The sequence below is a fragment of the Crocinitomix algicola genome, assembly GCF_001661595.2.
In the GTDB taxonomy this organism is placed as follows: domain Bacteria; phylum Bacteroidota; class Bacteroidia; order Flavobacteriales_D; family Crocinitomicaceae; genus Crocinitomix; species Crocinitomix algicola.
In genome coordinates this window covers 145,216-168,921 of sequence record NZ_LYPF02000014.1, presented here as the reverse complement: position 1 = coordinate 168,921, position 23,706 = coordinate 145,216, and the positions used below count along the sequence as shown (strand labels likewise).

General features: G+C 36.7%; 16 protein-coding genes. 10 read left to right on the top strand and 6 right to left on the bottom strand.

Going from position 1 to position 23,706, the window contains the following annotated elements; all coding sequences use genetic code 11:
• The first annotated feature begins 84 nt into the window (after positions 1-84).
• From A8143_RS08720 to A8143_RS08705, 4 genes are all read left to right on the top strand, one after another.
• Entirely contained in the window at positions 85-2,655 is a 2,571-nt protein-coding gene (locus A8143_RS08720; RefSeq protein WP_066758491.1) for a GEVED domain-containing protein, read from the top strand.
• Between the two features lie 189 nt (positions 2,656-2,844).
• Entirely contained in the window at positions 2,845-3,990 is a 1,146-nt protein-coding gene (locus tag A8143_RS08715; protein ID WP_070137850.1) for a hypothetical protein, read from the top strand.
• Between the two features lie 134 nt (positions 3,991-4,124).
• Positions 4,125-5,255 carry a hypothetical protein gene (locus tag A8143_RS08710; RefSeq protein ID WP_139134314.1) on the top strand — a complete coding sequence of 377 codons (1,131 nt, stop codon included), beginning with the start codon at positions 4,125-4,127 and terminating at the stop codon, positions 5,253-5,255.
• Between the two features lie 21 nt (positions 5,256-5,276).
• Complete coding sequence (locus tag A8143_RS08705) at positions 5,277-5,663, top strand: hypothetical protein (protein WP_217494798.1); 387 nt, start codon at positions 5,277-5,279, stop codon at positions 5,661-5,663.
• Positions 5,664-5,697: 34 nt separating this feature from the next.
• Here A8143_RS08705 and A8143_RS08700 read toward each other — a convergent pair whose 3' ends face one another.
• On the bottom strand, positions 5,698-7,971 hold the full coding sequence (locus A8143_RS08700; RefSeq protein ID WP_066758485.1) for an efflux RND transporter permease subunit: 2,274 nt from the start codon (positions 7,969-7,971) through the stop codon (positions 5,698-5,700).
• A 79-nt stretch (positions 7,972-8,050) separates the two neighbouring features.
• On the opposite strand from A8143_RS08700, the gene A8143_RS08695 reads away from it, so the two are divergent.
• From A8143_RS08695 to A8143_RS08680, 4 genes are all read left to right on the top strand, one after another.
• The gene (locus A8143_RS08695) at positions 8,051-9,076 is read left to right on the top strand and encodes a T9SS type A sorting domain-containing protein (protein WP_066758483.1); all 1,026 of its coding nucleotides are present in this window, start codon (positions 8,051-8,053) and stop codon (positions 9,074-9,076) included.
• Between the two features lie 108 nt (positions 9,077-9,184).
• A complete protein-coding gene (locus tag A8143_RS08690; protein ID WP_066758481.1) occupies positions 9,185-9,745 on the top strand; it encodes an L-threonylcarbamoyladenylate synthase in 561 nt (186 codons plus the stop codon).
• 1 nt (position 9,746) lies between these two features.
• Complete coding sequence (locus A8143_RS08685; protein ID WP_066758479.1) at positions 9,747-11,165, top strand: CCA tRNA nucleotidyltransferase; 1,419 nt, start codon at positions 9,747-9,749, stop codon at positions 11,163-11,165.
• Positions 11,166-11,301: 136 nt separating this feature from the next.
• Complete coding sequence (locus tag A8143_RS08680) at positions 11,302-11,847, top strand: hypothetical protein (RefSeq protein WP_066758477.1); 546 nt, start codon at positions 11,302-11,304, stop codon at positions 11,845-11,847.
• A 6-nt stretch (positions 11,848-11,853) separates the two neighbouring features.
• Here the strand turns inward: A8143_RS08680 and A8143_RS08675 are convergent, their stop codons facing one another.
• The 5 genes from A8143_RS08675 to A8143_RS08655 all read right to left on the bottom strand — a co-directional run bounded on the left by A8143_RS08675 (position 11,854) and on the right by A8143_RS08655 (position 17,687).
• Positions 11,854-13,212, bottom strand: a complete 1,359-nt coding sequence (locus tag A8143_RS08675) for a M20/M25/M40 family metallo-hydrolase (RefSeq protein WP_066758476.1) — start codon at positions 13,210-13,212, stop codon at positions 11,854-11,856.
• A 64-nt stretch (positions 13,213-13,276) separates the two neighbouring features.
• Positions 13,277-15,178 (bottom strand): glycosyltransferase family 39 protein, encoded by a 1,902-nt coding sequence (locus tag A8143_RS08670; RefSeq protein WP_139134313.1) that lies wholly within the window; start codon positions 15,176-15,178, stop codon positions 13,277-13,279.
• Positions 15,178-15,942: a 23S rRNA (guanosine(2251)-2'-O)-methyltransferase RlmB gene (gene rlmB, locus A8143_RS08665; protein ID WP_066758470.1), complete on the bottom strand. Its 765-nt coding sequence runs from the start codon at positions 15,940-15,942 to the stop codon at positions 15,178-15,180. Before rlmB ends, A8143_RS08670 begins: the two co-directional genes overlap by 1 nt.
• Positions 15,943-15,965: 23 nt before the next feature.
• Positions 15,966-17,186, bottom strand: coding sequence for an MFS transporter (locus A8143_RS08660; protein WP_066758468.1), 1,221 nt, complete (start codon positions 17,184-17,186; stop codon positions 15,966-15,968).
• A 120-nt stretch (positions 17,187-17,306) separates the two neighbouring features.
• Positions 17,307-17,687 (bottom strand): Spy/CpxP family protein refolding chaperone, encoded by a 381-nt coding sequence (locus A8143_RS08655; RefSeq protein WP_066758466.1) that lies wholly within the window; start codon positions 17,685-17,687, stop codon positions 17,307-17,309.
• Positions 17,688-17,871: 184 nt separating this feature from the next.
• Here A8143_RS08655 and A8143_RS08650 point away from each other — a divergent pair, with 184 nt between their 5' ends.
• A complete protein-coding gene (locus A8143_RS08650; protein WP_083261296.1) occupies positions 17,872-20,583 on the top strand; it encodes a lectin-like domain-containing protein in 2,712 nt (903 codons plus the stop codon).
• A gap of 221 nt (positions 20,584-20,804) precedes the next feature.
• Positions 20,805-23,648: a T9SS type B sorting domain-containing protein gene (locus tag A8143_RS08645; protein ID WP_083261295.1), complete on the top strand. Its 2,844-nt coding sequence runs from the start codon at positions 20,805-20,807 to the stop codon at positions 23,646-23,648.
• The last annotated feature ends 58 nt before the right edge of the window (positions 23,649-23,706 follow it).

The following is a 23,706-nucleotide window of genomic DNA, read 5'->3' as shown; positions in this document are numbered from 1 at the left end:
AGAAAAAATAATATTTTTTTAACTTTAAGATTTTCACATCCAAATTATCTGTATTTTCAGATTCGTTTTACTAAATCGATTTAAATGAAGGTTTTGCTCACTTATTTTGTTTTTCCTCTCTTACTATTACTCAGTTCTACAACCAGAGCGCAGGTCTGTATTCCTACTTGGTTCAATCCATGTTATAGCGGTGGAGGTGCATCCACAAACGATTTAATTGATAATTTCTGGACAGTTGGGGCCAATGTTGACATTCTAAATATGGACTCAAATTGCTCGCCTCCGGGGAACTATGATGTGACTGGCATGGTTGCCGAAGTTTGTCCCGGAATGGAAGTTGAAATGAATATGCAATGTGAGGTAGAGGGTTCTTTTGCTCAAGGTTTTGCAGTTTGGATTGACTGGAATGATAACGACACTTTCGAACCTATTGAGAAAGTTTATGCTTCCCCAACGGCTAGTTTTGCTGTCTACACAGGCACATTCATGGTGCCAGGGGGGATTAGTCCGGGTAATTATACTATGCGCGTAAGATGTCAATATTTAACTGCTGGAGCTTTAATAGACCCTTGTGCCGCAGCCTCTTTTGGTGAAGCTGAAGATTACATCATTGAAGTTGGTGCTTGTGACCCAACTATTTGTCTTGGTGATACAACAGAACTCGATTTAGGTACCTTACCTCCTGATCCTCTCACATTTTCGTGGTCGCCAGATTATAACATCAGCGATGCATTCGGTGGTCCAATTGTAGAAGTGTGGCCTGAAGATACTACTGATTATATTTGTACGATTACTTCACCTGATAGTACTTGGGAAGTTCCTTTCACTGTCTACGTTATTCACCCCGCAAATCCTTTTGCTGGCCTTGATGATACCTTATGCCATTCGCCTGACTTTGGCTACCCTATTGATGCTTCGATTGAAGTTGATGAAGAAAATGTCGATATTATTTGGAATATGTACGACTTTGATGGTGGAGGTTCTCCTTCGGTGGATTATGATCCTGATGACGATGTTCTATCGCCTGAAATTTCGGTTGAAGACCCAGGAACATACCAATTTATTATCACCGTTGATGATAGCTACGGTTACTGTCCGACGCAAACTGATACAATTTCATTAACTTATTTAGCTCCTAGTCATTTATTAGAAGCAACTAACCCGAGTTGCTTTGGAGATACCGATGGCACAATTACTGTAATTAATGATGGAATTATTCCTGTTACTCAATTTAGCATTGATGGTGGTGGAACTTGGCAAGTAGAAAATGTGTTTAACGATCTACCTGCTGGCATCTATACCATTACCTCAATGGATGATTATGGTTGCCAATTCGAAAGTGAGATTGAATTAATTGACCCCGAACCAATTACCATCGAAGTTTCCGATGATACCCTTATTTGTAGAAATGGCGCGGCAACTATTATTGCTTCTGCAGAAGGCGGAGGCGGAACTTATACTTATACTTGGGATATTGATGGTGCAGATGACTCCGATACACAAATTATTTCTCCTACTGAAACTCCTGTGGTTGTTAATGTCTTTGCAACCGATGAGTTTGGTTGTATCTCCGAAAGTACAAGCATGGAAGTCACATTAAGAGATCCTATCGCTTTAACCATTACTGAAAATGATTCCATTTGCCCAGGCTTTACTTCAGGAGCTTCTGTGACTGCTACTGGGGGAGACGGAGATTATAGCTACAGTTGGAATGGTAACGGTTTTCCTATTCTTGATTTTGATAATACAATTGTAACAACCCCTACAGAAAACACAACCTATTGCGTTACCGTTAGCGATGGCTGTGAAACAACACCAGTAGAAATTTGTACTGAAACAATTATTAATCCAGTTCCTAATCCAAGTTTTGACTCTGATGTAACCAAAGGATGTAACCCTGCAACCGCTGTTTTTAAAGCCTATAACAATGGTTTCCCAATTGGAACTGATGATATAGCTGTTTGGACGATAGGTGATGCAGTGTTCAATGATTATCCGGTTGTTTCTAAAGAATTTTATGGGGTCGGTTTTTATGATGTAAAGCTACACCTCACCAATGAATACGGTTGTGAAAATGAAATCACCATTGTAGATTACTTCGAAAGCGTTGCTATTCCTCAACCCGATTTTACAATAAATCCAAACCCAACAACTATCTTTAATACAAAGGTGTTACTTAATCCTAGAAACAATTCGGATGGAGATTCATACGACTGGTACATGCCTAGCGGTAGCCCTGAAACATCAACGTTAGAAGAACCCGTTGTGATTTACCCTGAAGGTGTACCGGGAGAATATGACATTACCTTCACTTTAACAAACGACTTTGGGTGTTCTGCTGACATAACCCACACCTTAAAAATTGTTTCTGATGTTATCATATATGCTCCAAACGCTTTTACCCCTGACGGTGACCAATTCAATGATCAATGGCAAGTATTTATTGATGGTATCGATTTTTATGATTTCCATTGCGTAATTTATAATAGATGGGGTGAAATTGTCTGGGAATCTTATAATGCTGCTGGTACTTGGGATGGAACATATGGCGGTAACACTGCTCAAGATGGCACTTATGTTTGGGTAGTTCAAGCCAAAGAAAGTACTACAGATAAAAAAGTCGAATTTAATGGAACGGTAACAATATTAAGATAATCACATAAAAACATCTTTCAAGCACCCTTAGTCTATTTTGATTAAGGGTGCTTTTTTATATGCCTCTTTATATTAACTCAAAATCCATATTTGCGAATTTTGCAAATCCAATTTCTAGCTAGCGGTTTTCAATTATTATAACCTCCGTGATCAACCTAGATTTGTTTCATGATAACAACGAAAATAATCATGAAAACACAATCAATACTACTCATTATTACTTGTTTATTCTTTTGTCAATTTAAAGCTAAAAGTCAAACAATTGCAGTGGCCGAATTCGGCACTTCTGGCGTTCACGCAACCCCCACTATTGCCGCTAAACTGGCTCGACTTGAACTCATCAAACTCGATCAATATATTGTCATGGATCAAGCAGACATGTCTGAAATTATAACAGAAGATGATTTAATTAACTGCTATGGAAAAAACTGCCTTATAGAATTGGGTAAGCAATTAAATGTCCCCTACATTTTATCAGGATCAATCGATGGTTTTGGGAATAAAATTGTGGTTTCCATAAAACTAATCGATGTTGAAAACAATACGATCAAACGAACAAAATCAATGGAATTTGATGATCAAGAAGTTGAGTTACAACGTATGATTGGCATTGTCTTACAAAAAATGCATGACCAAACAACAAACCTTGAAATAGAAAAACAACTTGCTTTTAAAAATGATATAATCGTGAATAACAATATTGGCCGAATGAACAATTCTGGTCCTAGAATTGGATTTGCATACTTTCATGATAGCGAACTACAAGATTTCATGACTCGAGCAGAAAATCTAGGAGGTCTAGATATTCTTCCTTTCACAACCAACCTCGGGTATCAATTCGAAAGACAGTATATAGGAACCGAAAATTTTTCAGCACTGGGGGAAATTATTATAAATATTGCAGGTATGGAACAAGGTCAATTTATCCCTACTCTGAACATTCTCAATGGCTTTAGAATAGGGAAACAAGGATGGGAAATAGCTTTTGGTCCTTCATTTGGATTCCGATCAGAATCAAGAGGCTTTTTTGCCGAAAGTAATAAGAATCTTTTTGGAAGAGAGGAAGGAAGGTATTGGTCGCAAGGGGATTTTTACAATGCGGGGTACTCCTCAGAAATTCTTGATGAAGAAGGGTATGAATTCAGTACAAATCTAGATAAAAGAGGAACCCTTAAAATAAATACCAATTGGCTAATGGCTGTTGGAAGAACTTTCAAAGTAGGCACGCTAAATATTCCTTTCAATATCTACTATTCCTATAATAAATATGGTGGTGCAATAGGAACGAGCATCGGTTTTAATGTTACTAACAATCGTTTCAAAATCAATCGATAAATCTATAATTAAACAAGAAGCAAAGCGGACAATGAAACTGAAAAAACTAGGAAGTTCGATTAAAGGACCTGTTGTTAGATCCTTGGTTCAAATAGGAATATTAATAGGGATTTCAACTCTTTAAATCTAAAATTATGAAAAGAATAAAACCGTTTATAATAACACTCATTTTAAACTTAATGCACACGTTAAGCTTTAATCAAACCATTGGCGTTGGTCCAATCAAAACGTTTAACCTTCATGCAAGTAATCACATAGCATCGACAATCGCACAACTCGAGCTTATTAAAATCAATCAGTATCAGGTACTGGATCGATTTGACATGCAAGAGGTCAGTGACTTAAAAGCTTTTAACCAATGCTTTGGCAAAACATGTTTAATCGAATTCGGTAAAGAGCTTAATGTAGACTATATCTTATCTGGAAATATCGATGGGCTTGGACAAAAAATTGTCATAACACTGAAACTCATAAATATCAGGAACCAAAAAATTGTAAAAACGCACACTTGCGAATTTGATAATCAAGAAAAGGAATTGCAGCGAATGATTGGAATAGTAATACAAGAAATGCATGAAATTCAACCAAATCAAGACATAAAAAAACAATTGATGTTCAGAAATGAACTAATCGTATCGAATAATGTGGGGCGAGTGAACAACTCAGGTCCAAGAATGGGATTTGCTTACACTGTTGGTGACTTAAATCAATTTATGACCCGTGAAAAAAAATTTGGAGGACTGGAAATGTCTCCATTTGTATCCAATTTAGGATGGCAATTTGAAGGTCAATATGTTGGAACAGAAAACTTTTCAGCCTTATTTGAAGGACTTATAAATTTTACCGGTTTAGAGCAAGGTCGCTTTATTCCTAGCGTAAGTTTGTTGAACGGTTTTCGATTTGGTAAAAAAGGTTGGGAAATTGCTTTTGGTCCCTCTTTTGGCTTTTCTAAAACATCCGTAGGTTTTTTCAGTACGAAGGACAAAAACTTATTCGGTGAAGATGAAGAAAGGTATTGGACAGAGTACGAATTTAACCAGACTGAATATGCTGAAAATCCAATTTATTCCTACGGATATGAATATGATAGATACCTTGACAATAGAGGGCGACTGGATATAACTACGCGGTGGATTGTTGGTTTAGGTAGAACGTTTAAATCAGGTGCCTTAAATATCCCTGTAAATGTTTTTTACTCCTCCCAAAAAGATGGGGGAATGATTGGAGTAAGTCTTGGCTTTAATGTTACGCGAAAAAAATCATAATTAACCTAAAAAATGAAAACTATGCTATTATCAACAGTGCTATTATCAACAATTTTATCCTGCAACAAATTGGATGCTCCACAACAGTTTATCGCCGGTAACTGGGGACTAATAATGACCGAATTATTTGAGGGTACTAATTTAAAAGGTGAGTTAAGAGCTGAAACAGATATTACCACATATTACCAATTCAGCCCTTGGGATGAGCTTAATTCAAACGGTTCCGTAAAAATCAACGATGAAGGTGAATCGGAAGTTTTATCCTACGAATTTAATTCAGAAGCTTTAGAATTGAAAATTGGAGAATTGGCAACATACAAAATTGAAGAATTATCAGAGCAAACACTTGTATTGAGCAGAAAATATAACGATTACCTTTCCCGTTACCGTTTTATAAAAGTAGATTAATATTCTACATTAACCCAGGGGGTGGTTATTAAAATCACTCCCCTTTTTCTTTTTTGTAATAAAAAATCAACAATAAAATCGGAAGAAATATAAGATCTGCCAATAATGCAAACATTAGTGTACAACTGATAAGTAGTCCCACGTAAAAGGTTCCTAAAAAATCTGAAAACATTAAAAGTAGAAAACCTGAGCAAAGAATTAAAGTGGTTAAAATTATTGCTCGACCACTGGATAAATAAGTCCTTTTTAATGCGTATAAGAAAGATTTCCCTTTTCTGAGTTCTAATTTCAATTTACTCATGAAATGAATCGTATCATCAACAGCAATACCAAATGCTATCGTAAATATAATTGCAGTTGAGACTTTTAATTGAATTCCAAAAAAGCCTAAAATAGCAGCTAACATTAATAGTGGTAAGATATTTGGAATAATAGCGATTAGCACCATTTTAATTGAACGATACAAAAATCCCATCAAAACAGAAACAATTAAAACCGCTAAAAGTAGTCCTTTAGTCAGGTTTATTGATAGCGTACTCATGTTTCTATCAAGCAGATGACCAGTTCCGGTAAACTGGTATTCGATCAAGTTTTGATCTATTTCAGTCTCAAAAAATTCTTCAAACCTTTTATCTTTTTCTCGAACAGCATACAAGCCTTCGTCTCCCGTTGAACTTGAAAAGCGCGCAAATGTCGCTGTCGAATCCACAAATAAATTCAATAAACCATTCTTATCAAATTTTTTAAACTGACGAATGAACTTTTTAGCGTCCCTTTCTTCCGGAAAAGTATAATAATCAGCCTGTCCCCCATGTTCTGTTCTATTGGCCATTTTTAATATTTGAATGATGGAAGCCGTACGCTTTAAACCATAATCAAACGTTAAAAATGAGTCAATCCTCTCTAATTGTTTTAACACATCATAATCGTAAATTGATTTTTTTGAGTCAACAACCTGAACAGATAATTCAAATGGACGAAGTCCCATAAACTCTTGATCGAAATACTTATAATCTTGTCTTAATGAACTAGATTCTTTTAAGTCCTCAAGAAGAAAATAATTTCCCTCTACCTTAAATAATCCAACTAAACTAATCCCTATTAAGACGAAGAATCCGATTAAAACTCTTTTAAAGTTATGGAAAACCCATCCTAACGATCGATGCAAAATAGGGTACCATGTATTCCGTGTAAAACTAACTTCAGCAATTTTAGGCGGTTTTGTTAAAATCAATAATGCTGGCAGCAAGGTATAAGCCAAGACAAAGGCCAATACCACGCCAATTGCTGTAAATATTCCAAACTCATGAACAGGTCTCATACCCACTGTCAACAATGTAAGAAATCCTACAGCAGTTGTAAATGAAGTAAGAAGTGTTGCAAAACCAATTTCCTTATAAGCAATTTTTATCGCATCCAACTGTGATTTCCCCAAACGCAACTCGTCAAAATATTTTGTGATTAAATGAACAACATCTGACATTGCTACAACGAATATAATAGAAGGAAGAGTGGTCAAAACTAAGTTAATCGGCTGACCAACTAGAGTCATAAAACCAACAATCCATAACATGGAAGTTGCTACAACGGACAGCGGAATTAATACTCCCCAAGTAGAACGATACATAAAAATAAGAAAAATGATAATCAGTATAAATGAAAGCCCTATGAAAAAGAGCGTTTCAAACTGCATGGCTTCGATATAAAACCCAATACCTACCGCCCTACCCGCACAGGTGTAATCATCAAAACTATACTGATTAAGACTTTTATATAAATTCTCTTTTAGAATATCACATTTAGCTTTAGATAAGTATTGCTGATGTTTAACAACAAGTAATAATGCCTTAGCATCATCCCGAATCATAAACCCTGCTAATTCTGGACGCTCAAAAATTCGGATACTATCTGCAGCATAATTCGCTGGTTGATCAATTGAGATGTAGGGGCGCTTAAATACCTGCGGTGAAAACGATGTTTTAACAAAGTCAGTCATGTTTGTCAAACATTGAACGGAAGTAATTAAACTATCCTCTTCCAGGTCTTCTACTAAAGCCTGAACTTTGGTCAAAAATTCGCGTTGGAAAACAGTTTCATTCTGCTGTTCAACTGAAATAAAAACGAAATCATTATCTGTTTCAAACCTATTTCTATGTTCCTTTAAAAACTTTGTAGCTGGATCATTATCAGCGAAAAAAGCTTCGAAATCATAATCAAATTCGACATTTTTAATATTAAAAAGAAATAGTATTGAAATACAGCTGACAACAAACAGTACAACTTTTGAGGTATTTTTAAATCTTCCCAACCTAATTGGTGTTAAATTCGTTTACAAATTGTAGATTTGACAAACTCAAATCACATTTGACAAATTTAAAACGAATTTTATGAAACTACCTTTACTTTTAGCTGGAATTTGTGCAACTTCTTTGTTATCTGCGCAAAGTCTAGAATTAGATGACACCTTGTCTACTGGTGACATGATGACTTATTATGTTTTAGACAGTAATGCCAATGCATTCCCAGACGTCACAGGATCAGATGTAACATGGGATTATAGCACAATTGGTGGATACGGATTACCAGGAAACACCAATGAAATCATCAATCGAGAAGATAGTGATTTTGCAGCCGATTTCCCTGGTGCGGTTTACGCAGAAAATTTCGAAAATAGTTTATTGTCATTCTATTCAAATGATGCCGATGCTGGTGAAGTGTATATTCACGGATTTGTATTTGAAGAAGTTTCGAGTGATTATGTTGTTCAATACAACGATGATCCTCTGACATCTTTAAAGTTTCCAATGAGTGTTGGAGATTCTTATACTGATGCTATTGAAGGGGAAGTTACTGTAGATTTTTTAGGTTCGCCTGTTGATATCACTGGTGAAGCTGAAGTAACTGCTGACGGATTAGGAACTTTAAAAGTTGGGGACAATACTTATACGAATGTGCTCCGTGTCCACACCTATGAACAATCTGAAGGATTTATTTTTGGAGCAACAAATACAATTACTCGTGAAAGCTATATGTATTACGACCCTTCAGGAGATGGTTTTCCATTATTCGTACATGCAACAATTTTAATCGAATTAAGCATTGGAGGTGACATAGGTTATACCACTGTTTATTCGCAGGACAACATCACTGAACTTGTTGGTATCGAAAAAAATGAAGAGATTTCTACATTAGCTGTTTATCCAAACCCTGCTTTAGGAAATTCTGTGAAAATCACGTGTGATGAACTAACAGAATCAATCGTACTTTTCAGTTCTTTAGGTGAAGAACTTGTGCGCATTGATGAACCAAAAAATTCAGTTGAAGTTGATATTTCTAACTTTGCAAACGGTGTTTATTTTATCCAAGCAACAAAAGGAAATGCTGTTAGAACTGAAAAACTTATTGTGAAATAATCAATAAGTAAACAAATTTTTAGAACGTCCGACACTTTGGTGATCGGACGTTTTTTTTTGTAGCAACATCTCTCACTGTGAATTCATTTAAATTCTTAATTTTGTTGTGTGAAATCTGAAGTTGAAAAAGCGGTTAACGTAATAAAAAATGGTGGGGTAATTCTTTACCCGACAGATACGATATGGGGACTGGGTTGTGATCCAACAAACGAAGATGCTATCCAAAAATTATTGGATTTAAAAAAAAGAGCGCCTGGGAAAAGTTTCATTTTACTGGTTCATAACGAAGCTCTTTTGCAACGCTATGTGAAAGAAATCCCTCCTATCTGTTATGACTTAATTGATCATAGCACTCGACCGTTAACAATTATTTACCCTCAAGGTCAATACGTCTCTAATCAAGTTATTGCTCCTGATGGAAGTATTGCTATTCGTATTACGCAAGACCCTTTTTGTAAAGAATTGACTCGTGTATTAAAACACGGTATTGTTTCAACCTCTGCAAATGTTTCGCAACAACCTTATTCAAACGATATTAGGAATTTACCCGCAGCAATTCGAGAAAATGTGGATTATATTGTAAATTTGCCCCTCAAAAATGAAAATGCTCCTCCTTCGCAAATCATAAAAGTTGGTTTAGATGGAGAAATCAATATAATTCGGAAATAAATTGAATTTAAAAGAACATATTGCTCATCAGATTTTTAAAACTATTTCTGATGTTAGTTCGCGTGAAGGCGTTTCCTCCTTTGTTATAGGAGGATATGTTAGGGATTTAATTCTTAAGCGACCTTCGAAAGACATTGATATTGTAGTTCTTGGTAGCGGCTTGAAAATGGCCGAACTTGTAGCCAAAGCGCTAGATATTAAAAAAGTAGCATATTATAAAAACTTTGGAACAGCGGCCTTTGTATTTGATGACTTAGAAATTGAGTTTGTTGGTGCTCGCAAAGAATCTTATGATCGCAATTCACGAAATCCAATTGTTGAAGATGGAACATTGTCAGATGACCAAAATAGAAGAGATTTCACAATTAATGCGCTGGCAATTAGCCTCAATAAAAGTTCTTTTGGAGCTGTAATTGATCCTTTTAATGGTTTGACTGCTATTGAAAACAAAATCATACGTACGCCTTTAGATCCCGATACAACTTATTCGGACGATCCTTTAAGAATGCTAAGAGCAATTCGCTTTTCCAGCCAACTAGGATTTAGAATAGAAGATGAGTCGTTAGAAGCTATTAAGAGGAATGCCAAACGACTTGAAATTATTTCGCAAGAAAGAATAACGGACGAACTCAATAAAATAATTCTATCGGACCAACCATCAAAAGGGTTTAAACTACTGTTTAACACGGGCTTGCTGCATGAGTTTTTCCCAGAAATGGTTGATTTACACGGTGTGGAATACATTGACAATAAAGGGCATAAAGATAATTTTTATCACACTTTAGAAGTTCTTGATAATATTTCGGAAAACACCGAGGATTTATGGTTGAGATGGGCTGCAATAATGCATGATATTGCAAAACCTAGGACCAAAAAATTTCACAAAACTGCTGGCTGGACATTTCATGGTCATGAAGAGGTTGGAGCACGAATGACAAGTGGTATCTTTAAAAAACTTAAACTTCCTTTGGATCATAAAATGAAATATGTCCAAAAATTGGTTCGTTTACACCTTAGACCTATTGCCTTAGTTAGCGGAAACGTTACCGATACGGCAATCAGAAGACTATTATTTGAAGCGGGAGATGATATTGATGATTTAATGACATTATGTAATGCCGATATCACCTCAAAAAATCAAATGAAGGTCCAAAAATACCGCCGCAACTTTGAAAATGTACGACGAAAACTGAAGACAGTTGAAGAAAAAGACAGTATTCGAAATTTTCAACCACCAATTACAGGCAAAGAAATAATGGACATTTTTAAAATTAGTCCATGTAAACAAGTCGGCGATCTTAAAAATGAAATTAAAGAAGCTATTCTAGAAGGTAAAATCAGAAATGATTACAACGAAGCCTATGAATATATGATTAAAATCGCTGAAAAAATTGGACTTGAAATTCCTTCAAAATCATAACCTATTCGGTATTAAGCTAAAGACGTTTGAGTAGGTGGTGTCAACGTTTTACTGTGGAAAACTAGCGTGCGTACTTCTGTTTACGTCCTGTTATTTCAATTACCTTAGCTAATTAAAGAAAAGTGAATCCCCTTATATGATTGGACGACTGATCAAACGAAAATTAGATAGTGACCGTTTAGCAAATGTTTTTGTGAATGCATTAATGGAAGCGATTGATAATGGCTTTGATGACGTTTGCGCTATGATCAATGATGACTCCGCATTCATTCTAAATCCAGAGGTTGACGAACGTTCATCGGATAAGTTTTTATTGGTAGTGATTGTTGGTAACTTAAGGTATTTAGACGATTATTTTGAAGTGGAAGAAGCCAGAGAAATTCACCGTCAAATTATTCGAAAGTTTGCTGGAATATTCAATTTAACCGAAGTAGAATTTGAAGAAATAGTCCAAGAATATGACAAATTCATCTCTCGTGTGAATCATCCTTCTAAAAACACACTTTACGGAATGTCTAAGGCCATTTTTCACAAGTTCAACTTGAATGACTTTCAAGAAACCTATTTCCGTTCCATGCATAATCCAAACCCTTTATTCTTAAAGCGTATGGATGAAATTATGATGAACTTCTTGTGGGATTGGGATGCCTTTTTCAAAAAGCATAGACTACAATTTAATTAAGCTAAACTACAAGTTTTGATCTACTAAATAGATCATCGCTGCCATAGCAGCTGCCCCCAATTCTAACTCCCGTTTATTCACAGACTCAAAAACATCCGCTTCGGAATGGTGATAATCAAAATAACGTTGCGAATTAACATTCAGTCCTAGCTGTATCATCGCTGGATAATACTTTAAAAGGGGTCCAATATCTACTCCGCCATACCCCGGATTAAACTTTAACAAGTCATACGCTTTCAAGTCTCCAACTATCCCTCTAATAAAAGCTAACTGATCAGCAGAACCAACCACATCAAACCCCATTGGCAAAAAACCTCCACGATCCGTCTCTATCGCACAAATATGCTCTTCTTTATTCTCAGCGGCAATTTCTGCATAACTTTTTCCACCAAAGTTTCCATTCTCTTCATTCATAAACAACACACAACGTAAGGTGTGATTTGGTTGATAGCCCAGTTCCTTTAAAATTCGTAAAGCCTCAATTGCATGTACAATTCCTGCCCCATCATCATGCGCTCCTTCTCCAACATCCCACGAATCTAAATGGCCGCCAAAAGTAATAATTCTATCATCCTCTCCACCCATCATTTCTGCAATTACGTTATGCGAAATTTGATCAGGATAAAATCGACAGTCCATTTCCATCTTTAAATGAACACTTCCCGTTTCTAACCATTTCTCTAATCGATTAGCATCATTTGTACTAATTGCAGCCCCTGGAATTGGAGCAACACCTTTTTCATAATGCATAGACCCTGTATGGGGATGGTCATCATGTGAAGATGCCATGGAGCGGATAACAACTCCTTTTGCATTCAGTATTGCAGCAGCATTCGTTCCGCCCCAACGCTGATCGACACAGGCGCCGTATGCTTTAAAAGTACTTATCATTTTTTGATCAAAAGGTCGATTGAAAAAAACTATCTTCCCTGCTACCTCATCTTCTGACATCTTTTCTAACTCTTGAATTGACTCTACTTTAACGACTTCACCTTCTATTAACCCACTAGTTCCTACAGATCCCCCTAAGGCAAGAATATTTAGCTTTACAACCTTTCCTTCCTCATTGATTATCCAGGCGGCTTCAGTAGTACCTCGCTCCCAGTGCGGAACTTTTATTTCTTGTAAATAAACATGATCAAAATCATACGATTCCAACAATTCTCGCCCCCAATTAATTGCCATTTTCGCTTCTGCTGATCCCGTAATTCTTGCACCAATATCTTTACAAAGTGACCTTAAGTTTTCATAAGCATGCCCATCTTCTAGGGCCATATCATAAATCTTACGAATAAAGATAGAGTCCGTTTGAGTCAACGAGATATTTGAAAAAAAAATAAAAAGGGTTAAAACGATTAAGCGCATAAAAATAGATTTGGTATAAAGTTAACTAAATCGAATTTTCAAACAAATGAGATTTGATGAACGGTTAAGAATTAAAAATATTTTCAATGGAAATTATTCTAATACTATCTATGCGAATAATTGTTCCATTCCTATTCCATAGACTAATTTGTAAAGCATCATCCTTTTTAACATAGTCCGGAACTTTGAAAGCAAAAAAACCAATATTTTCACTCGACTCAAAAATCATCTCCTCCAAATCATGTCCTAGCCACATGTTCTCTTTTGTATTTGGATTAAGTATAAATTCACCTTTTCTTTTACCTGAAAAAGTAACAGTTAAACCCGCATGAACATCTAAATGAGCGGTTACTTTAACCATTAAATAACCATCTTCGTAATTTGGTATATCAGTTAATTTAAAATGATAAGTCGGCCCATATAAATTCTCTTCATTTAAAAGATATGCATCATGATTATAGGTAGTTGTCCAAAAGTATGGAGATGATTCCCATCCAGTTTCATTTTTGCCCATTGAGGTAATCAATTTTTCTTCAGCTATTTCATTATATGCTCCCCGTTTTAAAAGAAAGACAGCACCATTTTCGAAATTCCAGTAATCAACAATTTCCGGATAAAAGGAACGTACTGTTTCATAAATCTGAACAGTAGTTACGCGACTAGAATAACCAATTATACAGTATTCCTCTGGAGCTTTGGACAAATCTCTTCGAATTTCAACATCACTCGAAAAACCTAGCTCCCATCGATCAAACACAATCGGTTTACCTCCCCATTCCTCTTTATAAAAATTAATATAATCCGGATTGTTCAAATTGTAAATCCTATGAATATTCTCTTCTCCATATTCTTCATTCCATTCCGCAATTTTTATCCCTACTTCTTTAAAAAGCGCATAATGTTGATTACCAAATAAATTTCTTTCAACTATTGTTGATGTCGTACCGACTAGTAAGATGGCCACGATAACAATTTTTGTTTTTGGAAGACCAGAAAGACCTATCCCTATCAACAAAAGAAGGTATGGAAAGGCGAACAACATCACTGGGAATTTTAAAACAGGCGTTGATAGATAAGATAAAACAAAACCCACGACAAAAGTTCCAAAGAACCAAAGAGTACTTAAGATAATAGGAGACTTTTTAAATCTAGTTTCATCCCCCTTTATGAAAAGGCCAAAGCTTAAAGCTACCAATAAAAGGATTATAAGAACCCAAGAAGAATTGAAGGCAAAAAATAAAAATTCAAAAAGCCATGTACCACTAGGAGGGGCTAGCCATTGAAGTCCTCCCACATGTAAATGATAATCTGTTATTGCATAATGCGGTAAAAAGAAAAGGATACCAACCAATCCGGCAGCAACTAGCGGTTTCCAGTTATTATGATTAATAAAAAAAAGGCCAGTTATTCCAACAAATCCAACGAATAGAAACGAAAAATAATGCGTATACATTCCTAAAGCAAAAAGTATCCCTAACAACATGGAATTCTTCCATTTACTTTTTTGAATAAAGAGCACCTTATAAATATAATACCCGACTAACAATGCGATCAATAATCCAGGACTATAAGGTCGAGCATATTCAGAATTCATAATAGGAAAATAGAGCACAGCCAATAAAGCAGCAGCGTACAAACCTACTTTTCGGTTGAACCACTCATTACCTATTTTAAAAATCATAAAAATTGAGCAGACACCAAAAATCACAAACGGAAAACGCATTGGACCTTCATCAGTACCGGCTACAAAAGACCAAAACTTCATAAAAACTTGCACTCCAGCTGGGTGCATGTCACCTGTTTTAACACCGTACTCCATTAAGTCAGAAAAATTTTCAAACCTTAAGCGCGTTACAGCACTCAACTCATCATTGGAATAACTGTGTATAATTGAGCCCGTGAAACGGAGTACAAATCCTAATAACAGGATTAAGAAGATATCAATATTCTTTTTAAAATAACTCACTATTCGAGCAATCGTTGACGCGAAGCTTCGTACATCATAATTCCTGCTGAAACAGCTACATTTAAGGAATCAATCGTTCCTGTCATTGGAATTTTCGCTTTAATGTCCGCTTCTGCTAAAATTTTCATACTTACTCCATCCTCTTCTGATCCCATAACAATTGCCAGTGGTACAGTGAAATCAGCCTCATAGAGTGGTTTATCCGTTTTTTCTGTACTGGCAGCAATTTGCACCCCACTTTCTTTGAGGTAGTGGATCACCGAATTCAAATCTTGCACCTTACAAACAGGTATTTTATTTAAGGCACCTGCAGAAGTCTTCACAGCATCTCCCGTAACTGATACACTGTCTTTATTAGGAATAATAATCGCATGAACTCCAACACATTCTGCCGTTCTTGCGATTGCCCCAAAGTTTCGCACATCAGTTAATCGATCTAAAATAAGGAAAAGCGGCACCTCTCCGTTATCGTACAACTTATTTAAAATAGGTTCTATTTCTTGATATCGAATAGGTGAAACTTGCGCAATAACACCTTGATGATTCTTACGCGTTAACCGATTCAACTTATGGATAGGAACAAATTGAAGATTATATTTTTTATCCGCTAACGCATCTTTTAACTCATAAAACAACTCCTTTTGCATTCCACGTTGAATGAAAATTTTGTTGATTGGTCTATCTGCCTTTACCGCCTCAATTACTGCACGAACACCGTATATGATGTCTTCTGCGTCTTCAAATTTTTTTTTGTTCTGATACATAATTCAAAAATAGTAAATCCAATTCATGATTTGGCGTTTGCTCGCTTTCTTCTACCCGTCAAAAATAAATATATAATTCCTATAAATCCGGCTAAACCTAAAACTACGAATAAATCGTAAAATCTATTCGGGTCATTTGCATAAACCAAACGTGTCATTAGAGCTCCCATCATTATCCCTAATTCTAGTGCGACAAACATTGTGGCCATACCACGACCTTTAAATACAGGGTTTGCAAGGTCAGCAGTCCATGCAAACAAAGCTGGCGAACATATTCCAGCAGCAATTCCATAAACAATTCCACTCATTAAAAACTGAACGACAGAAGTTGATGTTCCGGTTAGTATTGCTCCTACAATAAGCAATGATAGTCCAATATACAAATTCCTTCTAGCCCCATACATATCGTAAAACTTACCCGCTAAAAAACGTGTTATTATAACAAAAACAAGATTGACAAGAAAAAAAAGCCCTTTGTTCGTCATGCCTAAATAAGAGCTAAAATCAGGAATACTGACCAAATAAATACCTGAAGCCATTGCGGTTATGAACATGATAATAGTTGGATGAATTACTTCTGGAGCAAAAACCTCGTTCCATCTAGGAATAATTCTTTGAACGAAAGGAAGTCTCGTTCCTTTTGCTTTTGCGATGAGGTGGGGCTTATTATTCTCTTCGACAGACACTAAAATGAACAGAGAAATAATTCCCAATACGCCAGAAATCATAAACAAACCATTAATCCCTAAACTCATTGTGATTGGACTTCCCAATGCCTGACCAGCACTCATCCCGATTTGCATGGTTATTCCAAAAATTCCCATGGCCTCTCCTCTTCTTCCTTGCGGGATAATATCAGCGATTAGTGCAGTCGCACCTGTTGGCTGAAACCCTGTACTAAAACCATGAAGGAATCGTAAAATTAAAAAACCAATTACCGATAAAAAAAGGGGATATACAAAGCTGATGATGATACTCACAACTATCCCAAAATACATTACAAATTTACGACTTACATTGTCTGCAATTTTTCCGCTAAATGGTCTTGCAAACGCAGCTGCTAAGGTCCAAAGTCCAAGCACCATCCATTTGTAATCCGCTCCACCCAAATCCGTAATATACGCATTCATTTCTGGCAGGAGTAAAAAGAAACTCATTACAAAAACAAAGGTACTCAAAGCCAATAGCCAAAAAGATTTTGGATATGTTTTAACCTGTTCGAAATAACCTTTCTTTAATAACATGGCGCAAAAGTACTGCTAATTCTCTCATAAGTCTTAAAATCTTAATTTAAATAAATAAAAAACCCGATTGAAACTAATCAATCGGGAATCGCTTATGAAACAAAAGTTGAAATTCAACTTCTATTCTCTTTTTGAGTTCGCACCTTCTTTACGTGCTTTAATTTTTGCTTTTTTTTCTTCCCGTAAGGATGCCAACTTTTCCTTCTGCTCAGGCGTTAAAACAGCATCCATTTCCGCCTTATGTTGGTCACGACTCACCTTAATCGCTTCTCGATGTTTGTCCATTTCCGCAAAATGACTGGCGTTTATTTCCTTAATCTTTGCTGCCTGCTCTTCAGTCAGGCCAAGCTCTTTAGTCATCCGCTCTGTCTTCTTCTCCGCTCTTTCGGTTGGTGTAAGTTTCTTGTGCTCTTTCTTTCCTGGAGGACCTTCTTGTCCAAAACCTATGGTCCCTAATCCTAATACCGTAACAAATACGATTAAAAATTTTCCTTTTTTCATGTTCTTGTTTTTTGTGTTCTTCTTCTTAGACTATCCTTGTCTAAAAACGTTTAATCGTTTATGAAAAAATTAGTTGAGAATACAATATTTGCATGCAAAAAAACATATCCAATAAGGATTAAAAACCAACCCTTAATCGATTTAAATTAGTATATTTGACTTAATCAAGTGAACATTTTAAACGATGAAAAATTTACTCATACTACTATCCGTAATATTAACTTTGAATAGTGTTAACGGACAAATGGTTTTAAGCGGAGATGCTACGGGGAGCTGCGATTGTTATACCTTAACAAATACAACAAATAGCTCTGGAAGTATTTGGAGTCCCTCCACAATAGACTTAAGTAATTCGTTTGATTTTACATTCGAAATAAACCTCGGAAGTAACGACGGTGGCGGAGCTGATGGAATTGTTTTTGCATTGAGGCAAGAAGGGACATCTACGGGAGCAGGTGAAGGATCATTACTCGGTTTTAATGGCATCAATCCCTCTATAGGAGTTGAAGTTGATACTTGGAATAGTGCACCGGAAGTTGTTGTTGGTGATATTCCTGATGACCACGTTGGTATGAGTATGAATGGTTCTGTCAACCATGACCTTGTTGGGGCAATAGCAATTGACAATATTGAAGATGGAAATTTTCATTTATTTAATGCGGTTTGGAATCCTGTTACTTTTGAATTTACAGTAAGTATTGATGGAACAACACTATTTACGCATACTGGCGATATAGTTACAGATGTATTTGGCGGTGACCCTGAAGTTTATTTTGGATGGACAGGTGCTACAGGCGGAGCTTTTAACGTGCAACAAGTTTGTTTAATTCGCGATGCTGATTTTACTTGGGAACCAGAAGAACCCTGTCCTGGGCAAGAAATTACATTTACTAGTACCTCAACAACTGGTTTAATATACAATGAAATTGGCTTAACTTCTTGGTCTTGGGAATTTGAAGGAGGAGATACATCAGATGAAGAAAATCCATTATTCACCTTTGATTCTGAAGGAACAAAAGATGTGACCTTAACGATTTCGGATATTTCGGGGTGCGAAACAGAAATAGAATTAGACATTAACATTCAAAACCTTGAACCTGAAATTGATATTTTTACTAATGTTTCGTGTCCGGGTGATGAAGACGGAAGTGCGACTGTTTCAATTAGTCCAGAAGACGATTATGATTTTTTATGGGACGACCCATTAACTCAAACTTCAGAAACCGCAACTGATTTAGCCCCTGGAACTTATACTGTAATTGTTACGAATGATGAAGGGTGCAGTGGTGAAGCAAGCGTTGTTATCGGTGAACCGAGTCCAGTTATTTTTAATGATATAATAATTGAAAGTTCTTCTTGTGATGTTGCCGATGGAACTGTTTCCTTGACTGGATCAGGAGGTACCCCACCTTATTCTTTCAGCTTTAATGACGGCCCTTTTGGTCCCTCAGGCATTTTTGAAGATGTTGCAGGAGGCACGTATAATATTGCAATTGAAGATGACAACGGTTGTTCACATGAGGAAACCATTACTGTCGCATCCTCAGGTTTGGCATTAGATTTTATATTTAACCAACCTACATGCCACGGATTCTCTGATGGGTCCTTGACGATTATAACCGAAGGAGCGGGAGATGGTTTGACATTTGAAATAACTGATAGTGTCGGTGAAGTTTTAAACGAAGACAATAGTAACACGGCTAATTCTCTTACGACTGGATGGTATTATTTTTATGTCGAGGATGAATCGGGTTGTTTCGAAAGTGATTCCGTATTTATTGATGAACCAGGGGAATTGTTTGTAGACCTTTTAATCAACCATCCACTTTGCTTTGGTGATGAAACTGGTAATGTTAAAGTTGTTGATGTTTATAATTTTACAGGTGATTTTAATGAGATTTCATATATCTGGACACCAAACCCTGCAGGGGTCGGCGGTGTTTTAGCCGACTCATCCTACAATATGGGAGCTGGCGAGTACACCCTAACCATTAACGACGAAAATGGTTGCTCTAAAGGTTTTGACTTTACCATTACAGAACCAGATTCAATGTACTTTTCAGAGTTTGGATATTTTCCCGCTTATTGTCGCTTACATGAATACCAAAGTGGAAATGGAGTAGTATTTGGTGCAGCAACCGGTGGAACTCCAGACTATTCGTATTTGTGGACTCATGTTGAAACAGAAGCAACGAGTACAAACTCTACCTGGGGTGGAAGAAATCCAGGGAACTATGTACTCTTGGTTACTGATGCAAATGGCTGTACGCTTAATCAGTCCGTATTAGTGGATTCTCTCAATCCAATTGCAGAATTTTCTGTTTTATCAGATCAACTGAATGACGACCTTAAAGGAACTGCCCCTGTAATTGTAAACTTTGAAAATCTTTCAGAAAACTATGCCAACCCACATAACCCTTTAGCGGACACTACTTTTTTTTGGAACTTTAACTCTCCAAACGACAACTGGCAAATAAGTCATAATTATTTTGAAGTTTTTGACACAACCTACGAATCTAGAGGGTATTCTTACGACGCGGAAGTCTGTCTTGTCGCGATGAACAAAAATGGTTGCGTAGACACAACTTGCAAAGTCATTCATATATTCGAACCAATTGGCTTTACACCAATCAATATTTTCACTCCAAATAACGATGGTATAAACGATCTTTTCACTTTTGAATATGGCGCTGCTTCCATCTCTCAATTCAACTGTGTAATTGTCAATCGATGGGGAATTGTTGTACATGAAATAACACAAATTTCAGAGGGCTGGGACGGGACCGATCGAAATGGTAGTCCGTGTAATAGTGGGACATACTTTTACAGCTATACCGCTGAAACCAATGACGGAACGGAACTAAAAGGCCAAGGCAATCTTAATTTGATGCGATAAACATATCGAATTACCGTTAAAAAATCAACACACTCACGAAGTGTTGTTTAGTGTTTTGAACATTTTTTTACATATATTAGCGACTAAACACTTATTTACTAATTACTTACATAAAAATTAGTGGCGCAAAATTTAGTTTTTGGCAAAAGCTCAAGTTCGTAAATCGAGCGGTAGACTTAAACGATAATTAAATTACAGCAAATTAGCCCAACCTCTAATTAATGTCAAACAAAACTCTACAGATCGCTTTGTATTTTGTACTCGTTTTGTGTACAACTAGAATTTCTGCACAAACGATATTACCTACCAATACGGCAGATGTTGGCTTTGACACTGCTCCACTTGGATGGACAATTGTTTATGGTTCAACTGATGTGTCTAATAAAGATTATTGGGGAGGTACAATTCCATGGTTCATTCCCATGACTGACGCCCCTAATGGTGACACAGTATGGGTCTCTGGTATTTATAATGAAACCGTTGGAACAACAATTTCAGACCTCACTATTGGAGTTACTTATTCACTTGATTTTTATATTGCGGAATCTGACCAGACGGCAACATTATCTGAATTTGATGGCATATTAAAGATTGAAATAGGAGACGAATCTTTCTTATTTCCTTTTGTAGGCGAATTGGATTTTAGTTGGTATTTACATAATTTGGAATTTGTAGCTACTGCTCCCGAAATGCTCATGACAATAGAATACGCAGAATACTCCAGTCATACATGGAACATTTCATTTGGCAGTGATTTAACCATACCATGCGACACCTTAATAACAACTTATACAGCTGATAGCGTTTGTTATGGCGAAGAAATTACGCTCAGTGCCATATCCGTCAATGGAGGCTCGGTTACTTGGGATGGCGGAATTGAAAATGATGTTCCATTCATCCCCCCGTTGGGATCTAACCTATATATGGCAAATAGTGATCATGAAGATGATTGCGGCTTTGGAATTGAAATTATAGTGGATACCGTTCCTGAAGTTGATTTAGCAATCGATGATGAAGAAATTTGTCTGGGTGAATCTGCTACACTATCCGTTGATGGAATGGCAGAAGTATTTGATTGGAGTTACCCTGGAGTAGAACCGGACATTCCTTTTACTCCTGAGGCAGGGTCTTATTATATAACCCTCACTTCTTCCAATGGGGTTTGCTCTACTGAAGATAGTGTCTTGATTAATGTTTACGAAAATCCTGATGTATTAGCGAGTGCGGACGATTCAACTATTTGCTTTGGTGAGGCTTTTATATTTTATGGAATTGGTGCTGACGAATACGAATGGGACGCCCCAATCGAAGACGGAATTGCTTATTATCCTGAAGAGACAGGAGTAGCAGCATTCTTTGTAACAGGAACCAACATCGCAACCGGTTGCTCAACTGAAGATTATCTTTACGTTGAAGTCCTCCCTCCCCCCGAAATTATCGCAAGCACTGATGCGGAAGTGATTTGCGAAGGTGAAGAAGTAATTTTAACCGGTTCTGGAGGCGTCACGATGGAATGGGAAGAAGAAATTGAAGATGGATTAGCTTTTACCCCCCCATTAGGAACAACAACTTATATCGTGGTTGGCTATGATTTAGAAGGTTGTTCTAATTCAGATACAATCGACATAACCGTCCATCCAACTCCTGAAATTACGGGTGCCGCAAGCGAAAGTGAAATCTGTTTAGGAGAACCATTAACTTTAACAGGATCTGGTGGTGTTTCTTATGATTGGAGTGGTGATGTTATCGATGGGGAGGAATTTATACCCGAATCTACAGGTCTTATTATTTATGAGGTTGTAGGTGTTGACATTAACGGTTGCGAAAATAGTGCAACAGTTGAAATTACTATTCACGAAGTACCAACCATAACCATTACAGCTGACACTGATGAAATTTGTGAAGGAGAGCACATAACTTTAACTGCTGAAGGTGCAGATGAATTTGAATGGACCGATGGTATAATAAACGGTGAAGATTATACCCCCGATGGATTCGGTGAATTTGAGTACTCAGTTACCGGAACAAATTTGGAAACAGGATGTACCAATACCGCTGATATATTAATAACGGTTTTTGAAAATCCCTCAGTAACAGCTCATGCAACATTAGACGAAATATGTTTGGGTGAATCAATAATATTATCGGGTGAAGGGGCAAGTTCTTATCTTTGGGAGGATGGAATTATTGATGGTGAAAGCTTCACTCCTGCTTCCCTTGGTACACATCTTTTTACAGTAACAGGTATGTCTGATGAAGGTTGTGTGAATACAGCGACCATTGCCGTCGATGTCTTAGACTGTGAGCCTGTCTTAGCAGGTTTTAAAATGCCCAATGAAGTCTGTGTAAACGACTGTATAACTATAATGGACACCAGCTTAGGGAATGTGATTGATTGGTCGTGGGAATTCAGCCCTGGCATTGAACCCGGAACTGCATCAGCTCAAAACCCAACAATCTGCCTAAATGAACCTGGCACCTACTCCATTACTTTAAATGTTGTTGCGTTTAATGGAGCGGTGTCCACCTATAACCAAGAACTTTTAGTACATGAAAATCCAACAATATATGTAAGTTCGGACACTATTATTGACTTAGGAGGAACAGCAAACCTTTTTGGAACCACACTAAGTGAAGGTGATTTTTTATGGTCTCCGGAAAACCTTGTCGAATGTTCGGATTGCCAAATAACAACTTCATCACCTGAAGAAACTCAAACTTATAACTTGATGTTTATTGATGAAAATGGCTGTAAGGTAGAAGACGAAATTCTTGTAATGGTAAATTATCGATTAAGCGTTGGTGTACCAAGTGCATTTTCTCCTAATGGTGACGGAAACAACGATGTTTTATTTGTGAAAGGCCTAGCATTAAAATCCATTTATTTTGCCATTTATAATCGTTACGGTCAACAAATTTTTGAATCCACCAATCAAAATATAGGTTGGGACGGTACATTCAAAAATCAAGAACAAAACCCTGGAGTATTTACTTGGGTATTAAACTATGAAACACTTGACGGTAAATCTGGAAAAGTTAAGGGTAACACAACATTAATACGATGATTTCACTTTGATTTTATGACCATACCAAAACCCCTGAATTTGTCAATCAATATTTCTT

Coding starts and splice junctions, on each gene's coding strand:
- A8143_RS08720 (WP_066758491.1), top strand. CDS start 85: ATGAAGGTTTTGCTCACTTATTTTGTTTTTCCTCTCTTACTATTACTC.
- A8143_RS08715 (WP_070137850.1), top strand. CDS start 2,845: ATGAAAACACAATCAATACTACTCATTATTACTTGTTTATTCTTTTGT.
- A8143_RS08710 (WP_139134314.1), top strand. CDS start 4,125: ATGAAAAGAATAAAACCGTTTATAATAACACTCATTTTAAACTTAATG.
- A8143_RS08705 (WP_217494798.1), top strand. CDS start 5,277: ATGCTATTATCAACAGTGCTATTATCAACAATTTTATCCTGCAACAAA.
- A8143_RS08695 (WP_066758483.1), top strand. CDS start 8,051: ATGAAACTACCTTTACTTTTAGCTGGAATTTGTGCAACTTCTTTGTTA.
- A8143_RS08680 (WP_066758477.1), top strand. CDS start 11,302: ATGATTGGACGACTGATCAAACGAAAATTAGATAGTGACCGTTTAGCA.
- A8143_RS08675 (WP_066758476.1), bottom strand. CDS start 13,212: ATGCGCTTAATCGTTTTAACCCTTTTTATTTTTTTTTCAAATATCTCG.
- rlmB (WP_066758470.1), bottom strand. CDS start 15,942: ATGTATCAGAACAAAAAAAAATTTGAAGACGCAGAAGACATCATATAC.
- A8143_RS08660 (WP_066758468.1), bottom strand. CDS start 17,186: ATGTTATTAAAGAAAGGTTATTTCGAACAGGTTAAAACATATCCAAAA.
- A8143_RS08655 (WP_066758466.1), bottom strand. CDS start 17,687: ATGAAAAAAGGAAAATTTTTAATCGTATTTGTTACGGTATTAGGATTA.
- A8143_RS08650 (WP_083261296.1), top strand. CDS start 17,872: ATGAAAAATTTACTCATACTACTATCCGTAATATTAACTTTGAATAGT.
- A8143_RS08645 (WP_083261295.1), top strand. CDS start 20,805: ATGTCAAACAAAACTCTACAGATCGCTTTGTATTTTGTACTCGTTTTG.